General features: G+C 69.6%; 13 protein-coding genes. 6 read left to right on the forward strand and 7 right to left on the reverse strand.

Features of this window, described 5'->3' with window-relative positions; genetic code table 11:
* The first annotated feature begins 73 nt into the window (after window positions 1-73).
* The 4 genes from M2165_RS21150 (at window position 74) to M2165_RS21165 (ending at window position 5,739) form a co-directional block, all read left to right on the forward strand.
* On the forward strand, window positions 74-2,449 hold the full coding sequence (locus tag M2165_RS21150) for a Tex family protein (RefSeq protein WP_280816546.1): 2,376 nt from the start codon (window positions 74-76) through the stop codon (window positions 2,447-2,449).
* A gap of 654 nt (window positions 2,450-3,103) precedes the next feature.
* Window positions 3,104-3,523 carry a peptide-methionine (R)-S-oxide reductase MsrB gene (gene msrB / locus M2165_RS21155; protein WP_280817593.1) on the forward strand — a complete coding sequence of 140 codons (420 nt, stop codon included), beginning with the start codon at window positions 3,104-3,106 and terminating at the stop codon, window positions 3,521-3,523.
* A gap of 60 nt (window positions 3,524-3,583) precedes the next feature.
* Complete coding sequence (locus M2165_RS21160; RefSeq protein ID WP_280816547.1) at window positions 3,584-4,663, forward strand: patatin-like phospholipase family protein; 1,080 nt, start codon at window positions 3,584-3,586, stop codon at window positions 4,661-4,663.
* A gap of 89 nt (window positions 4,664-4,752) precedes the next feature.
* Window positions 4,753-5,739: a tripartite tricarboxylate transporter substrate binding protein gene (locus M2165_RS21165; RefSeq protein WP_280816548.1), complete on the forward strand. Its 987-nt coding sequence runs from the start codon at window positions 4,753-4,755 to the stop codon at window positions 5,737-5,739.
* Here the strand turns inward: M2165_RS21165 and M2165_RS21170 are convergent, their stop codons facing one another.
* The 7 genes from M2165_RS21170 to M2165_RS21200 all read right to left on the reverse strand — a co-directional run bounded on the left by M2165_RS21170 (window position 5,740) and on the right by M2165_RS21200 (window position 14,692).
* Window positions 5,740-6,126, reverse strand: a complete 387-nt coding sequence (locus tag M2165_RS21170) for a DUF4150 domain-containing protein (protein ID WP_198783764.1) — start codon at window positions 6,124-6,126, stop codon at window positions 5,740-5,742.
* A gap of 28 nt (window positions 6,127-6,154) precedes the next feature.
* Window positions 6,155-6,868, reverse strand: a complete 714-nt coding sequence (locus M2165_RS21175) for a DUF3540 domain-containing protein (RefSeq protein WP_280816549.1) — start codon at window positions 6,866-6,868, stop codon at window positions 6,155-6,157.
* Window positions 6,865-7,992, reverse strand: a complete 1,128-nt coding sequence (locus M2165_RS21180) for a pentapeptide repeat-containing protein (protein ID WP_280816550.1) — start codon at window positions 7,990-7,992, stop codon at window positions 6,865-6,867. The genes M2165_RS21175 and M2165_RS21180 overlap by 4 nt, the downstream gene beginning before the upstream one ends.
* On the reverse strand, window positions 7,989-10,652 hold the full coding sequence (locus tag M2165_RS21185) for a DUF2169 domain-containing protein (RefSeq protein WP_280816551.1): 2,664 nt from the start codon (window positions 10,650-10,652) through the stop codon (window positions 7,989-7,991). Before M2165_RS21185 ends, M2165_RS21180 begins: the two co-directional genes overlap by 4 nt.
* Window positions 10,649-11,086 carry a hypothetical protein gene (locus M2165_RS21190; RefSeq protein WP_280816552.1) on the reverse strand — a complete coding sequence of 146 codons (438 nt, stop codon included), beginning with the start codon at window positions 11,084-11,086 and terminating at the stop codon, window positions 10,649-10,651. Before M2165_RS21190 ends, M2165_RS21185 begins: the two co-directional genes overlap by 4 nt.
* Before the next feature lie 10 nt (window positions 11,087-11,096).
* A complete protein-coding gene (gene tssI / locus M2165_RS21195; protein ID WP_280816553.1) occupies window positions 11,097-13,439 on the reverse strand; it encodes a type VI secretion system tip protein TssI/VgrG in 2,343 nt (780 codons plus the stop codon).
* Window positions 13,440-13,555: 116 nt separating this feature from the next.
* Window positions 13,556-14,692, reverse strand: coding sequence for an iron-containing alcohol dehydrogenase (locus M2165_RS21200; protein ID WP_280816554.1), 1,137 nt, complete (start codon window positions 14,690-14,692; stop codon window positions 13,556-13,558).
* Window positions 14,693-14,759: 67 nt separating this feature from the next.
* On the opposite strand from M2165_RS21200, the gene M2165_RS21205 reads away from it, so the two are divergent.
* Both M2165_RS21205 and M2165_RS21210 read left to right on the forward strand, forming a co-directional pair.
* A complete protein-coding gene (locus M2165_RS21205; RefSeq protein WP_280816555.1) occupies window positions 14,760-15,725 on the forward strand; it encodes an alpha/beta hydrolase in 966 nt (321 codons plus the stop codon).
* Window positions 15,722-16,600, forward strand: coding sequence for a YbgC/FadM family acyl-CoA thioesterase (locus M2165_RS21210; protein WP_280816556.1), 879 nt, complete (start codon window positions 15,722-15,724; stop codon window positions 16,598-16,600). Before M2165_RS21205 ends, M2165_RS21210 begins: the two co-directional genes overlap by 4 nt.
* The last annotated feature ends 7 nt before the right edge of the window (window positions 16,601-16,607 follow it).

Raw genomic sequence — 16,607 nt, forward strand, 5'->3', positions numbered from 1 at the left:
GGCAAACTCCCGCGCTTCATTCGACCAACGCGACCGGCCGGGCCGGTTGCAGCGACAGGGACGCCACTCAGCAATGCAGAAAATCATTCGCCAGCTCGCCGCCGAGATCAAAGTGGGCGAGCATCAGGTGAAGGCCGCCGTCGAGCTGCTCGACGGCGGCGCCACGGTTCCGTTCATCGCCCGCTACCGCAAGGAAGCCACCGACGGGCTCGACGACACCCAGCTGCGCGAACTCGAAGCGCGCCTGGCCTACCTGCGCGAACTCGAAGACCGCCGCGTGGCGGTGATCAAGGCCATCGACGAGCAGGGCAAGCTCACGCCCGAACTGCGCGCCGCGATCGAATTCGCGCCCACCAAGCAGGAGCTCGAAGACCTGTACCTGCCGTTCAAGCAGAAGCGCCGCACCAAGGGCCAGATCGCGCGCGAGTTCGGCATCGAGCCGCTGGCCGACAAGCTGCTGGCCGACCCCACGCTCGATCCCGCGGTGGAGGCCAAGGCCTTCCTGCAGCCCGCGACCACGCTCGACGACGGCAAGCCGGGCCCCGATTTCTCGACCGTGCCCGCGGTGCTCGACGGCGTGCGCGACATCCTCTCCGAGCGCTGGGCCGAGGACGCCGTGCTGGTGCAGAGCCTGCGCGAATGGCTCTGGAACGAGGGCCTGCTCAAGTCCAGCCTGATGGCCGGCAAGGACGAGAACAACGCCGACGTGGCCAAGTTCCGCGACTACTTCGACTACGACGAACCCATCGGCCGCGTGCCCTCGCACCGCGCGCTCGCGGTGTTCCGCGGCCGCGCGCTCGAGATCCTCGATGCCAAGCTCGCGCTGCCGGTCGAGCCCGAGCCGGGCAAGCCGAGCATCGCCGAGGGCCGCATCGCGCTGCACCTGGGCTGGAGCCATGCAGGCCGGCCGGCCGACGACCTGATCCGCAAGTGCGTGGCCTGGACGTGGCGCGTGAAGCTCGCGCTCTCGACCGAGCGCGACCTTTTCACGCGGCTGCGCGAAGAGGCCGAGAAGGTCGCGATCAAGGTCTTCGCCGACAACCTGCGCGACCTGCTGCTCGCCGCGCCCGCCGGTCCGCGCGTGGTCATGGGCCTGGACCCCGGCATCCGCACCGGCGTGAAGGTGGCCGTGGTCGATGCCACGGGCAAGCTGGTCGAGACCGCGACCGTGTTCCCGCACGAGCCGCGCAAGGACTGGGAAGGCTCGCTGCACACGCTCGGCAAGCTCTGCGCCAAGCACGGCGTGAACCTGATCGCGATCGGCAACGGCACCGCGAGCCGCGAGACCGACAAGCTCGCGGCCGACCTGATCAAGCTGCTCGCGAAGATGGCCGCCCAGGCCGGCGCGCCCGAGATCAAGGTCGAAAAGGTGGTGGTCAGCGAGGCCGGCGCCTCGGTGTATTCGGCCAGCGAGTTCGCCTCGCAGGAGATGCCCGACGTGGACGTGAGCCTGCGCGGCGCGGCCTCCATCGCGCGCCGGCTGCAGGACCCGCTCGCGGAGCTCGTGAAGATCGACCCGAAGAGCATCGGCGTGGGCCAGTACCAGCACGACGTGAACCAGAGCGAACTCGCACGCACGCTGCAGGCGGTGGTGGAAGACTGCGTGAACTCGGTGGGCGTGGACCTCAACACCGCGAGCGTGCCGCTCCTGAGCCGCGTCTCGGGCCTGTCGGCCAGCGTGGCCAAGGCAGTGGTGCGCTGGCGTGAGGCCAACGGCGCCTTCTCCACGCGCAAGCAGCTGCTCGAGGTGACGGGCTTCGGCCCCAAGGCCTTCGAACAGAGCGCGGGCTTCCTGCGCATCCGCGGCGGCGCCGATCCGCTGGACATCACCGGCGTGCATCCCGAGACCTATCCGCTCGTGGAGCAGATCATCGTCAAGACCGGCAAGCCCATCGCCGAGCTGATGGGCCGCGCCGACATGCTCAAGACGCTCAAGCCCGAGCTGTTCGCGAACGAGAAGTTCGGCGTCATCACGGTGAAGGACATCCTCGGCGAACTCGAGAAGCCCGGCCGCGACCCGCGCCCCGACTTCAAGGTGGCGCGCTTCAACGACGGCGTGGACGACATCGCCGACCTGGTCGAGGGCATGATCCTCGAAGGCACCGTGAGCAACGTGGCGCAGTTCGGCGCCTTCGTCGACCTGGGCGTGCACCAGGACGGCCTGGTCCACGTGAGCCAGCTGAGCCACAAGTTCGTGAACGACGCGCGCGAGGTGGTGAAGACCGGCGACATCGTCAAGGTCAAGGTGATGGAGGTCGACGTCGCGCGCAAGCGCATCGGCCTGTCGATGAAGCTCGACGCCGCACCCGCGCGCCGCGACGGTCCGCGCGACAACCGCTTCGAAGGCGCAGGCCAGGGCCAGCATGCACAGCGCCGCAACAACGCGCCGCAGCCGGCGGGGCAGATGGCGAATGCCTTCGCCAAGCTGCAGGACTTGCGCAAGTCATAGGGCGAAAGCTTCCGCCGCCGCCACGACGGCCGCAAGCGTGCGGTTTGTCCTGGTGCCTCCGCCGAGCCGCAACCACAATGAGCGGCGCAAAAAGGGGAGCACCACATGACTGAAGATTTCGAGGGCGAGCCGGGCATCCTGGATCGCCTGGCGCCCGAACTGGGCGTGCGGCAATGGGTCGACGCATCGGGCGCACCGCTCGCCAGCTTCGACTGGAAGCAGATCGAGGGCCGCTACAAGCTCGTGTTCTGCTTCCAGCACGCCTGCCCGGGCTGCCACGTCCGCGGCTTTCCCACGCTGTCGAAGCTGATCGACCGGTTCCGAGGCAGCGACATCGTCGGCTTCGCGGCCGTGCAGACGGTCTTCGAGGACTTCGAGGCCAACAGCTACGACAACATGCGCGCCGACCAGCGCCGCTATGCGCTGCCGATCGTCTTCGGCCACGACGCGGGCGAGGGCCGTCCCGACCACGGCTCGGTGCTGATGCAGCGCTTCCGCAACGGCGGCACGCCGTGGTTCATCCTGATCGATCCGCAGGGCGTGGTGATCTTCAACGGCTTCCACGTCGATGCCAACTGGCTGACGCAGAGGCTCGAAGCCGCGGCCGCATCGCCTTCGCGCGAGGCGGGCGAAACGCTCGACTGGGGCGGCGTGCTGAAGCTCGCGCGCGACGGCAATCCGCCGCCCCCGCGCCGCGTCGAACGCGACGATGCCGCCTGGCGTGAACGCCTGACGCCGGAGCAGTACCGCATCACCCGCCAGAAGGGCACCGAGCGCGCGCACAGCTCGTCCATGTGTGCGCTGTTCGAACCCGGGCGCTACCACTGCGTGTGCTGCGGCACCGCGCTGTTCGATGCGGACAGCAAGTTCAGGAGCGGCAGCGGCTGGCCGAGCTTCCATCGGCCGCTGGCGCCCGGCGTGGTGGCCTACCACCAGGACGACAGCCACGGCATGCGCCGCGTCGAGACCACCTGCAACGTCTGCGACGCCCACCTCGGGCATGTGTTCCCCGACGGACCGGAGCCCAGCGGCCTGCGCTACTGCATCAATGCGGCGGCGCTCGTGAAGGCGTAAGTGCCGCCGGGCCGCGGGCCGGTGCTTCATGACGGTCTCTCCTGCACAATCGAGCGGTCAATGAAAGCACTGCGCATCTACGCCGGCCCTTCGGCCCGCCGGCACATCGAACAGCACGGCCTGCAGCCGCAGGACGTGCGCACCATCCCCGGCGCGGCGGGCGGCCCCAAGGGCCTGATCCTGGGCGCGCTCGACCGCTTCATCTTCGGCCGCTGGCTGCCGCGCTCGAGCCAGCCGGTGCACCTGGTCGGCGCGTCGATCGGCGCATGGCGGCTCTCGACGGCCTGCCTGGCCGATCCGCAGAAGGCCTTCGAGCGCTTCGAGCACGACTACGTGCGCCAGCAGTTCGAAGTGCCGCCGGGGCAGAAGCGGCTCAGCCCGCAGCAGCTGAGCGAACGCTTCGCGCAGAGCCTGGTCGATTTCTACGGGGGGCGCATCGGCGAGGTGCTCGCGCATCCGCGCTACCGGCTCCACGTGGTGACCTCGCGCGGGCGCCACATCCTCGGGCGCGAGGGCAGGGCGCGCACGCCCTTCGGCTACCTGGGCGCCTTCGCCACCAACAGCGTCTACCGCAAGGGCCTGGGTGCGTGGCTGGAGCGCTGCGTGTTCTCCACGCCGGGCGCGCCGCTGCCTTTCGGCACGCGCGACTTCCGCACGCGCCAGCATGCGCTGAGCGAAGAGAACTTCAACCTGGTGCTGCAGGCCTCGTGCTCGATCCCGTTCCTGCTCGCCGCGGTGCACGACATTCCGGGCGCGCCGCGCGGCGCCTACTGGGACGGCGGCATCACCGACTACCACCTGCACCTCGACTACCAGCCGAGCGGCGAAGGCATCGTGCTGTACCCGCATTTTCAGCGCGCGGTGGTGCCCGGCTGGCTCGACAAGGGCCTGCGCTGGCGCCACCGCTCGACCGGCTTCCTCGACCGCATGGTGGTGCTCGCACCCGACCCCGAGTGGGTGCGGTCGCTGCCCAACGGCAAGCTGCCCGACCGCAAGGACTTCATCCACTTCGCGAACGACGCGCCGGCGCGCATCAGGGCATGGAGCCGCGCGACGCGCGAGGCCCAGCGGCTGTCGGACGAGTTCGAGGCCTGGCTCGATGCGGGCCCGGACCGCGCGCGCGAGATTCTTCCGCTCTGAAGCCGCGGGGGCAAACCCTGACCTCCGCGGCGCGCGGGCGCTTCGAGAATGAGCCGCTCATTCCCGCTCACGCAGAGAAAGCCGCCTTCATGCCGCAGACCCGCATCTCACGCCGCCACTTCACGCTCGCCACGGCTGCCGCAGCGGGCAGCCTGGCCCTTCCGTCGTTCGCACAGGGCGGCTGGCCGACCAGGCCGATCCGCGTGGTCGTGCCCTACACGCCGGGCGGCTTCACCGACCAGATGGCGCGGCTGGTGCAGGCCGGCCTGCAGGCGCGGCTCGGCCAGCCGGTGCTGATCGACAACAAGCCCGGCGCCAACAGCCTGATCGGCGTCGACGCGGTGGCCAAGGCCGCGCCCGACGGCAGCACCTTCGGCGTGGTGATCGCGGCCTATGCCGCCAACACCACGCTCTATCCCAAGCTGCCTTACGACCCGCAGAAGGACCTGACGGGCGTGTCGCTGATGGGCGTGTCGCCGCTGCTGGCCGCGATCAACGTCGATGCGCCGTTCAAGAACGCGCGCGAGCTGATCGCCTATGCGCGCGCCCACCCGGGCAAGGTGAGCTTCGGTTCCTCGGGCAACGGCTCGGCCGCGCACCTGACGACCGAGCTCTGGAAGTCGCTCACGCAGACCTACATGATCCACATCCCGTACCGCGGCGCCGCGCCCGCGCTCACGGACCTGATGGGCGGGCAGATCCAGCTCTTCTTCGATGCGCCGACGGGCCTCATCAACCAGGCCAAGGCCGGCAAGGTGCGGCTGATCGGCGTGGCGGGCGACAGGCGCCTCGCGGCCGCGCCCGAGGTGCCGACCTTCATCGAGCAGGGCTTCGCCGGCTTCACCGGCAGCACCTGGGCCGGCATGATCGCGCCCGCGGGCACGCCGCGCGAGATCGTCAAGCGCATGTCCGACGAGGTGGCGCGCATCATCAAGAGCGACGAGACCCGCGCCAAGCTCGACGCCATGGGCACCATCCCCGCAGGCAGCACGCCCGAGGAATTCGATGCCTTCATCACCGCCGAAACCGCCAAGTGGGCCAAGGTGATCCGCACCGCGGGCGTGAAGCTCGAATAGCTAGGCGGCGAGCACCAGCACCTTGAATTGGCTCGGCACGATCCGCATGCCGACGATGTTGCAGCGGTTCTGCACCGACAGGCTGGTCATGCGCGTGCACGGCGTGCCCTTGAGCAGCACCGTGAAGGCGCCGGTGATGTGGCGCGAGGGGCCCATCACCGTCTGCGACACCACGCCCATCAGCACGCCCGCGTTGTCGCCGTTGGTGATCGGCGTGGTGGTCGCCATGTTGTGCGCCGGCGTGCCGCCGTAGAGGATGTTCCAGGCGTTGGGAATGGCCGTGGGGCCGAGGGCGAAGTTGGGGTAGGGGATGGGCAGCGCGGGCGGCGTCTTGCAGACGTCGGGGAAGGCGAGGTCCACGCCCATCATCTGTGCATTGGCGAACATCGGGGGGTTCCTTCTTTGCGTGCGGGCCTCAGCCCATGTGGATCTGCTCGGCATCGACCTTGACGATCGCCTTGCTCGTGACGAGCGTGTTCTTCGCATGCAGGCGCAGGGTCTCGCGAGCCTGCATGTCGATCTGGCCCGCGCGCACCTGCTCGACCTCCTCGGTCATGCGGAAGGTGGAGCGCGCGAGCACGCTGAGCCGGTCGAGCACCGTCTCGAGCGTGCGGCCGACGAAGCGCGCCACCAGCGTGGTCACGCGCACCTCGGCGCCGCGGTAGTCCATGTCGGCGATCTCGACCTGCGCCTTCTGCGCCTGCAGCGCCAGTTCGGGCGATCGCAGCGCGAGCCGCGTGCCGGCCTCGATCGCGATGCCGCCCTGGCGCGTGCGCAGCGTCAGGTCGCCGTTCACCACGAGCTGCGCATGCGCGGGGTCGGCCTGGGTGACGACCGCGATCAGGTAGACGTGATCGCGCTGCGGCCCGGCCACGAGCACCGTGTCGCCGACGCCCGGCTGCAGCAGGCAGCTCGCGGCGCGCATGCAGCGCCAGCGCTCGCCGCCTGCCTGCGGTTCGACGATGAACACGTCGTCGGCGAGCGCCTGCACGACGACGCCGATCGCGCTGCCGCTCCAGGCGGCGGGCGCGGCGGGCAGCGGCCGGTGGAGCAGGGCGTGCATCTCGTGCGGCCCTGCGATGGCGTCGGACGTGCCGGCATCTTGCGGCGGAGCGGCGCGTTGTTTCATGGGCGGGTGTCCTCGGAAGGGGCCGGCGGCAGCGGCCGGCCGAAAGTGTCGCGGCCCTCGCGCTGCGGCCGCAGGCTGCGCGCGGCCGAGAAGCGCTCGGCCTCGAACAGCGCCGGGTCGCCATCGAGCACGCCGATGCGGTCGCTCCAGCGCGTCCCCGCCTGCAGCGCGCGGTGGGTCTGCGTGCGCTGGAAGGTGGCGCCGCGCAGGTCGGCATCGCCGAGGTCGGCATACGAGAAATCGGCATAGACCAGATGGCTGCGCGCGAACGAGGTGCGCCGGCATCGGGCGCGGTGGAAGACGCACTGTTCGAGCCGCGCGCCGGAGAAGTCGGCCTCGTCGAGCCGCGCGTCGATCCACAGGCTCTGGTCGAAGCGCCCGCCGCGGCCGTCGGCGCGGCGCAGGTCGGCCTCCGGAAAGAGGCATTGCGGCGCCTCGACGGCCGTGAGCGCCGCGCCTTCGAGCTTCGCGCCCTTGAAGTTGCACTGCGCGAGGTGCGCGCGATCGAAATTGCAGCCGCGCAGGTCGGCGTCGATGAACTGGCAGCGCAGGAAGAAATGGCCCGAGAAATCCTGCCCGGCCAGGTCGGCCTCGCTGAAGATCACGTTGTGGAAGCGCGCGTTCCTGAAATGCGCACCGCGCAGCGCGGCCCGGTAGTAGACCGTGGTGTCCAGCGCCACCGCGTCGAAGCGGGTGCCGGCGAGCTGCGATTCGCCGAACACCGCCTTCGTGAGATCCGCGCGCGCGAAATGCGCATCGTCGAGCCGGCTCTGGTGGAAGGCCGCGAGCCCGGCCTGCGCCTCGTCGAAGTCGGCCTCGCGCAGATCGCAGGCGCTGAAGGCCACGCGGCCCATCGCGGCGCCGCGCAAGCGTGCAGCCCGGAGGCTGCACAGATGGAACGCGGCGCGCTGCAGGTCCGCGCCTTCGAGGTCCGCGCCGTCGAAGCGGCAGGTATCGAAGGCCGACTCGCCCAGTTGCGCGCCGCGCAGGCTGGCCTGCGAGAAGTCGCATTCGCGCAGCGCGCCGCCGCGCAGGTCGAGACCGTCGAAGTTCATGCCCTGGAAGTCCTGCCCCTGGATGTGTTCGCCGGTGCGGAGTTTCTGCGCGAGCGTCTCCGGCGTCATTGCACCGGGTCCGCCAGGCGGCGCGGAAGGGTCTTGGCCTGTTCGAGGTAGGCGCCGTGCGTCTCGGTGACGGTGTCGATCGTCGATTGCGAGACGTCGGCGCGGAACAGGTTGGCTTCGCGCAGGTCGGTGCCGACGAAGCGGGATTTCTGCAGATGCGCATTCATCAAGTTCGCGCCCCGCAGCGACGCCTGCGTGAAGTCGGCGCGGATGAAGAGGCTGTCGGGTGCGTCGATGGCGCCCAGGTCGGCGCCCACGAGCAGGCAGGACGACAGGTCGCAGGTGTCGAGCGTGGCCCGCACGAAGCGCGCGCCTTCGAGCGGCATCTCGCGCAGGCTGCAGTGGTGCAGGGTGGCGCCCTCGAAGTCGGCGTCGCGCAGGCTGCTGCTGCCGACGAAGCAGCTGGTGCGCAGCGCGGCATCGCGAAACACCACGCCGCTGTCGCCGGCGGTGTGGACCCAGGCACAGGCTTCGAGCGAGGCCCCGGAGAAGTCGAGCCGCTCGACCTCGCACGAGATCAAGCCGAACTTGTGCAGCGTGGCGCCGCGGAAGCTGCAGCCGACGAGGCGGGTGCCTTCGAGCAGCGTCACGTAGTCGAGACGCGCGCCGTCGAAGCGGCAGGCCTCGAAGTGCATGCCGAAGAGATTCAGCTGCGCGAGCGTCGCGCCCTCGAAGCTGCAATGCGCAAAGCGGGTCTTCTCGATCGTGGTTTCCTCGAAGGCGGCGCCGGCGAAGTCGGTGTGCGCGCAGTGCGCGAGGCTCAGGTTGGCGCGGTGCAGCGTGCAGCCGGCGAGCGAGGCCTGCGACAGGTCGGCGCGCACCAGCACGGCCTCGGTCGCATCGGCGCCGTCGAGGCGTGCGCCCGCGAGCTTCGCGCTTTCGAGCAGGGTGCGCCGCATCGATGCGCGGCGCAGGTCGAGGCCCGAGAGATCCGCGCCCGTCAGGTCCATGCCCGAAAGGTCGCGCGTGCCGGCCATGATCCCGCGCACCTTTTCGCGCAGCTCGGCGGCGCGTTCGCCGTCGAGCGTGTCGGCCGCGGCCTGGTGTTGCGCGCCGAGGCGGTACATGTCGATCAGGCCGCGCCGGCCGTTCTCGGCGGCTTTTTCGAGCTCGCGCTGCTGCTCGGGCGGCATCTGCGGGCTGCGCGTGGCGGGCGCGATGCCGAGCATGCCCTGCATCACCGTCTTCGCATCGAAGGCGGGCGGCCCCTTGACCTCGGTGCGCTGCGCGTCGCCCACCATGCGGCCGGTGTCGAAGCCCACCTTGCGCGATTCGACCGCATTGGCTTCGCCGAGCCGGGCCAGCTCGCCGCGGCCTTCCTCGAGCTTCTGCATCTGCTCGCGCTCGTAGGCCTTGGTGCGCTCGATGAACTCGGGCAGCTCGGCGAGCGTGGGCATGCGCGTGAACGGCTCGGGCACCGGGCGTTCCTTGAAATGGCGCGGCTTGCGGCCTGCGGCGATGCCCTGCTGCGCGATCTCCTCGCGCAGCAGGCGTGCGCGTTCGCGCATGTTGCGCAGGCGCGGCGATTCGTCTTCTTCGTCTTCGATCTGGTCGATCCAGGGTCCGATGCTCTCCGCGGGCAGCAGCTGCTCGTCGCGGAAGGCGTGCAGCGCCCCGGACTCGGTGTCGCAGCGGCGCTGCAGGATCTCGAAGTAGTGCCCGAGTGCGCGCGGCGGCTCGGCCGCGTGCTCGATCGCGGGCATGACGTGCGTCACGTCGGCGGCGTCGTCCTCGGCGATCGCGGTCTCGCCGTGGAAGATCAGCGCGATCTGCGCGCGGTGCGGAAAGAACCATGCGGTGGTCAGGCGCAGCTCGACCTCCTCGAAGCGCTCGGGCTCGGCGCTGCCGCCGCCGACTTTGCGCGCGATGAAGCCGCGCGCGCGCCAGTCGGGCAACTGGCCGCGCTGCACGGGCTGGTCCGGATGCATGTTCCAGATCTCGTACGGCGTGCCGCCGGGAATGCGGTCGGCCTCGGCCCAGCGCTGCGCGGGCGGCGCGGCATTGAAAAGCCGCCAGTCCATGTCCTCGGCGAAGCCCGGAAACAGGTTTTCGCGCCAGTGGGCGCCGTAGTCGCTGCCGATCAGGCGCATGCGCTGGGGCCAGCTCACGTCGATGGCGCCGGGGCAGGCCGGCTCGGGCACACGGCCGGGATGGTCGATGCGGCGATTCGGATGCTCCACGTTCGGCAGCCGCTGCACCTGCAGGCCGTTGACGCGCTCGGGCTGGTGGCCGATGCCGAGCGGGTTCTCGGCGAAGGCCGGCCCGCCGTAGGCGCGCGTCCAGTCGAGGCGCATCGACTCGAAGGGCTGCGGCGCGCTCGCGCGGCCGTCGATCCAGTAGCGGTCGCCGAACACCACGAACTGCCGCTCGAGCGCGCCCACGCGCAACGACACCGCGCAGGCCGTCTTCTCGTCCTGGTGCCGGGTGTAGGCATGGCCGGTGGCGAGGAACTCGGCGCAGGGCTTGGGCATGCCGAGGTCGATGGCGCCGGTGGGGCCGAGCTCCTCGGACACCGTCTTCCAGAACTCGGTCTCGGGCAGCAGCACCGGTGCCGCGTCCATCGAGACCATGCCCATCACCGTGAGCGCCAGGCGCTGATGGCCGCTGCGAAGGAACGGCCGCGTGATCACGCTCAGCCGCAAGGGTTTGACGGTTTTCACGCGGAGGCGCGGGGAATTTCGAGCGGCGTGCGCGAGCGGTCGATGGCGAGCACCGAGGCGTCGTGCGGGTCGCGCAGCAGATGCACCGGCTTGCCGGGCACCGCGAACTGCGGCACCAGGCTCTCGTCGATCAGGGTTCGCACGATGGCGGGGCGCTCAGCCGGCGGGGTGCCCGCATCGACGATGCGCAGCGCCAGCTCGACGGCGTACACGGTCTGGCCCTGCGAGCCGCCGCGCGAGAGCTCGTTCTCCGAACGCTTGAGCGACTCGACCACCGCCTCGGCCGGCACGCCGGTCCGGGCGAGGCGCTTCCAGGTCTTTTCCTCGGCCGAATAGATGCGGTTCTCGCGCGTGGCGACGATCACGACCGATGCGGCCACCACCAGCATCGAGCCCATCAGCACCGCGAAGACGATCCACAGGATGATTTCCATCGTTGCCGCTTCAGGCCACCAGCGTCAGCACCTTGAACTTCGCCGCCAGGCCGCCGGTGGCGATCAGCATGCCCTTGTTCGCGATCGCCAGGCCCTTGGCGCTGACCTCGAGCGGCTTGTTCTTGAGCGAGAACACCGCCACGTCGATCTTCACGGTGGCGATCTGGGCATTGAGCGCCGCGTAGTACTGCAGCCGCGCGCCCCACACGTCGAGCGACATGCCCACCAGGCTGAGCCGGAAGCCCACGCCGCCCGAGCGGTAGAGCCGCCAGTCGCCGCTGGTGGCGTAGTTGTTGTTGTAGACCGTGGAGTTGTTGGTGTAGTTGTTGGTCGTGTTGTTGTAGGTGTTCGAAGTGGTGTTGTAGACGTTCGTGTTGATGACGTGCTGCGTCGTGTTGTGGATGTGGTTCGTGGTGTTGAAGGTCACGTCGGGCGAGGTGTGCACCGTCGGGCCCGTCACGATCGTGTTCGACGGGCCGTTGACCGTCACGTTGTTGATCGTGTTGATGGTGTCGTTGCGCCCGCCGCTCACGAAGCGGATCTCCTGGCCGTCGATCGTGCCGTGGAAGCCGCCCGTGATCGCGAGGTTGACGCCGCCGGTGATGGTGTCGTTCAGGCCGCCGCTGAGCGTGCGCGTCTTGCCGCCCGTGATCGTCTGCGTGACGCCGCCGCTCACGGTCTCGCTGAAGCCGCCGGTCACGTCGCGCGTGTCGCCGCCGGTGATGGTTTCCCTCGCGCCTGCGGTGATGTCACGCGTCTCGCCGCTCTGGTAGGTGGCCGATTCGTGGCCCTTGATCAGGGTGGTGCGGGTGCCGTCGGTGGTGTGGGTCTCGTCGGCCTCGACCTCGACGTCGAAGTTGCGCTCGGCATGCAGCAGGATCTGCTCGGCGCCGGTGCGGTCCTCGAAGCGCAGCATGTTGGCCTGGTTGGCCGCGCCGCCGCTGCTCGAACGCGTGAGGATGCCGCTCGCGGTCGCGTTGGCCGGCAGTTCCCAGGGCGGCATCTGGTCGTTGTTGTAGACGCGGCCGGTGACGATCGGCCGGTCGGGCTCGCCGCCGATGAAATCGACGATCACTTCCTGGCCCACGCGCGGCATGTGCATGGTGCCGAAGTTGGCGCCGGCCCAGCTGCTCGACACGCGCACCCAGCACGAACTGTTCTCGTCGGCCTGGCCGTAGCGGTCCCAGCGGAACTGCAGCTTCACGCGGCCGAAGCGGTCGGTCCAGATCTCCTCGGGGCCGACCACGGTGGCGGTCTGCGGGCCGCTGGTGCGCGGCTTAGGCGTCCTGCGCGCGGGGCGGAACGGCACGGCCGAGGGCAGCACGGTGAAGTCGAACTGGCAGACGGACTCCGTCGCGCCCGTGGAGTAGTCGGGTTCCTGCAGGTCGTAGCGCGTTTCGGTGACGAGGTACTCGCGGTTGTCCGATTCGCGCGGGCAGTGCGTCATCTCGAACAGGTAGCCGGGCGCCATGCCGACCACGTTGGTGTGGCCTGCGGCGAGCTCGTGCGCGCACTGCAGTTCCTGCAGGCGGATCTTCGCGTAGGCGTCGCCCTGTCCGTGGTCGCTGTAGCCGCCGAGCCATTCGTAGACCTCGTAGGTCGAATGGTCGTGCGGCTTCGGATCCTGGCGCACGCTCTGCAGCGAGGCGCGCGACTTCCTGAAGTCGAAGTCGTCGAGCATCACGCGCCCGGAGGTGATCTGCTCGGCCACGCGCCAGCGGTCGATGCAAGGCTCCATTGCATTCAGCACGCGGTCGCGCGGGCGGTAGGCGATGCTCGGATAGCCCGGCAGCTTGGCGTAGCTGCCGCTGTCGTCGGCCAGCACGAGCAGGTGCGAGTTCTTCGAATGCTCGAAGTGGTAGGCGATGCCTTCGTGCTCCATGAGCCGGCTCACGAAGGCGAAGTCGCTCTCCTGGTACTGCACGCAGTACTCCCAGGGCCGGTAGCTGCCCGTGAGGCGCTTCTCGAACTCGAAGCCGTACTTGCCGAGCACCTCGTCGAGCACCTCGGGCACGCTCTTGTTCTGGAAGATGCGGCAGTCGGTGGTGCGCGTGAGGTACCAGAGCCAGGGCTGCACGAGCGCACGGTACACGTAGTGGCGGGCGGTCTCGTTGGCGCGGCCCAGAAGCTCGAAGCGCACCACGGTGCCGTTGAGGAAGCGCGGCGTGCTGCCGTCGGTGATCTCGATGCTGAGCGAGGTGCCGAGCAGCTGCTTCAGGTCGAGGTTGAAGCTGGTGCTGACCATGTCGACCTCGAACTCGAACAGCTGCGAGAGTCCTTCGTGCCCCCGCATCGCGCGGAACCTGAGCTGCTCGGCGGACAGGACGGTGTGGACCTGGACGGTGCGCGTCATTCGAGTTTCCCTGACACTGTTTAGGGCGTCTGCGATCGCAGCGCCTTCGGTAACAGTTTAGAAACTGCTTATGTCATATACATGACGCGAGGGGTGCCGCCCCTCTGGCGCGGGGGCTATATCGAGGCTTCGAGCATGGCCTTGTAGTCGTCGCGCGTGGCCAGCCGCGGATTGGTCTTGTGGCAGTGGTCGGCCATCGCGCCGTCGATGATCTTCTCGAACATCGCCGGCGTCACGCCGACTTCCGCCAGGCCCTTGGGCATGCCGAGGCGCGCGTTCATGTCACGGATCGCCTCGCCGAGGTCGCCGGCCGAGTCGAGGTGCATGGCCTGCGCCATGCGCTGCAGCCGCTGCTCCTTCTGCACCGACTCGGCGCCGGCGTTGAAGCGGATCACCGCGGGCAGGAAGAGGGCGTTGAGCGTGCCGTGGTGCAGCCGTGGATCGACGCCGCCGAGGCTGTGGCTCAGCGAATGCACGCAGCCCAGGCCCTTCTGAAATGCCATCGCGCCCTGCATCGAGGCGCTCATGAGGTTGAGGCGCGCCTCGCGGTCGCTGCCGTCCCTGGTGGCGCGCTCGATGTGGCCCCAGGCGCGCTCGAGGCCGTCCAGCGCGATGCCGTCCGCCGGCGGGTTGAAGGCGGCCGACATGAAGGTCTCCATGCAGTGCGCGATCGCGTCCATGCCGGTGGCGGCCGTGAGCCGCGGCGGCAGGCCGAGCGTGAGCTCGGGATCGCAGATCGCGGCCTTCGGCATCAGGAACCAGCTGTGGAAGCCCAGCTTGCGGTGGTCGTCCACGATCACGATCGCGCCGCGCGCGACTTCGCTGCCGGTGCCGCTGGTGGTGGGCACCGCGACGAGCGGCACCACGCGCTCGGTGATCTTCGGCGAGCCGCCCTCGATGGTGGCGTAGGTCTTGAGCGGGCCCTCGTGCGTGGCCGCGATCGCCACGCCCTTGGCGCAGTCGATCGCCGAGCCGCCGCCCACGGCGATCAGCCCGTCGCAGCGCCCGCTGCGGTAGAGCTCGACGGCCGCGCGCACCGCGGCCTCGGTCGGGTTGGAGGGCGTCTGGTCGAACACCGCGACCTCGAGATCGGCGATCGCGTCGAGCGCCTTCTGCAGCACGCCGGCCGCGCGCACGCCGGCGTCGGTGACGATCAGCGGGCGCTGGATGCCGATGCGCGCGCACTCGCCGGAAAGCAGCTGGATCGCGCCGAATTCGAACTGGATCTGGGTGAGGTATTGGATGAGGGCCATGGGCGTGGATGCGTGGGGCAGTACGATTGCCGACCGTCGAATCTAACAAGAGCACACAGTCTTGCACATGAACAAAACCCTTGGCGGTGTCGCGTCCGGCACATCGCTGACCGCGAAGATGGCCGGCGTCGTGGAACGCATGGCGCGCGCGGGGCATCCGGGCCTGGACCAGCTCACGCCCGAGGAAGCGAAGGCCGCTTACGAGAAGGGCGCCGGCGTGCTCGAAGTGCCCAAGCCCGAACTCGCGCGCATCGAGGACTTCACCATCGCCGCGCGCGACGGCGCCGCGCTGCCCGCGCGGCTCTATGCGCCCTCGTCGGCGACGCTGCCTGCGCTCATCTACTTCCACGGCGGCGGCTTCACGGTCGGCAACATCCGCACGCACGACACGCTGTGCCGGGTGCTGAGCGCGAAGAGCGGCTGCGCGGTGATCTCGGTCGACTACCGGCTGGCGCCGGCGCACAGGTTTCCCACCGCGTCGAACGATGCCTGGGATGCCTTCGCCTTCGTCGCGAAGGAGGGCGCGCGGCTGGGCATCGACGCCGGCCGGCTCGCGGTGGGCGGCGACAGCGCGGGCGGCACGCTGGCGGCGGTGTGCGCCATCCTCGCGCGCGACGCCGGGCTGCCGCTGTCATTGCAGTTGCTGATCTATCCCGGCACCGCGGCGCACCAGGACACCGATTCGCACCGCCGCTTTGCCGACGGCCCGCTGCTGACCAAGGCGCTGATCGACTATTTCTTCGGCCAGTACGTGCGCACCCCGGCCGACCGCGACGACTGGCGCTTCGCGCCGCTCCTGGCCGACGACGTCGACGGCGTGGCGCCGGCCTGGATCGGCCTGGCCGAATGCGATCCGGTGGTCGACGAAGGCATCGCCTATGCCGACAAGCTGCGCGCCGCGGGCGTGCCGGTCGAGCTGGAGATCTACCGCGGCGTGATCCATGAGTTCCTCAAGATGGGTCGCGCCATTCCCGAAGCGCTGCAGGCGCAGGACGATGCCGCGCGCGCACTCCATGAAGCACTGAGACCATGACAGAGACAGCCATTCCCCGACGCCAGGACTTCCGCTTCTTCCACCGCCTGCGCGTGCGCTGGGCCGAGGTCGACATGCAGAAGATCGTGTTCAACGCGCACTACCTGATGTACTTCGACACCGCCATCGCCGACTACTGGCGCGCACTCGCGCTGCCTTACGAGGAGGCGATGCATGCACTCGGCGGCGACTTGTACGTGCGCAAGGCAACGGTGGACTTCCGCGCCTCGGCGCGCATGGACGACGTGATCGACGTGGGCATGAAATGCGCGCGCATCGGCAACTCGTCGATCGTGTTCGAAGGCGCGCTGTTCCGCCAGGACCAGTACCTGGTGGGCTGCGAACTGGTCTACGTGTTCGCCGATCCGGCCACCCAGACCTCGAAGCCGGTGCCGGCGGCACTGCGCGAGATCCTGCTCGGCTTCGAGGCCGGCGAGCCGATGCGCACGGTCGAGACCGGCAATTGGCAGACGCTCGGCGAAGGCGCGAGCGCACTGCGCCGCGCGGTCTTCATCGAGGAGCAGAACATCCCGAAGGAACTCGAATGGGACGCGCACGACGAAGTGGTGCTGCATGCGGTGGCGCGCAACCGGCTCGGGCAGGTGATCGCGACCGGGCGCCTGCTGAATGCGGTCGACGGCACCGCGATGCTCGGTCGCATGGCGGTGCACCGCGCACTGCGCAGCGGCGGGCACGGCGCGGCGGTGATGCAGGCCCTCGAAGAGGCGGCCCGCGCGCGCGGCGACCGCGAGATCGGCCTGCATGCGCAGCGCAGCGCCGAGCGCTTCTATGCGCGGCTCGGCTACCAGGTGCACGGCGAGCCCTTCGAGGAAGCCGGCATCCCGCACATCGAGATGCGGCGCGCGCTCGGCTGAGCCGCGC

This window comes from Variovorax sp. TBS-050B (genome assembly GCF_029893635.1).
Taxonomy (GTDB): domain Bacteria; phylum Pseudomonadota; class Gammaproteobacteria; order Burkholderiales; family Burkholderiaceae_C; genus Variovorax.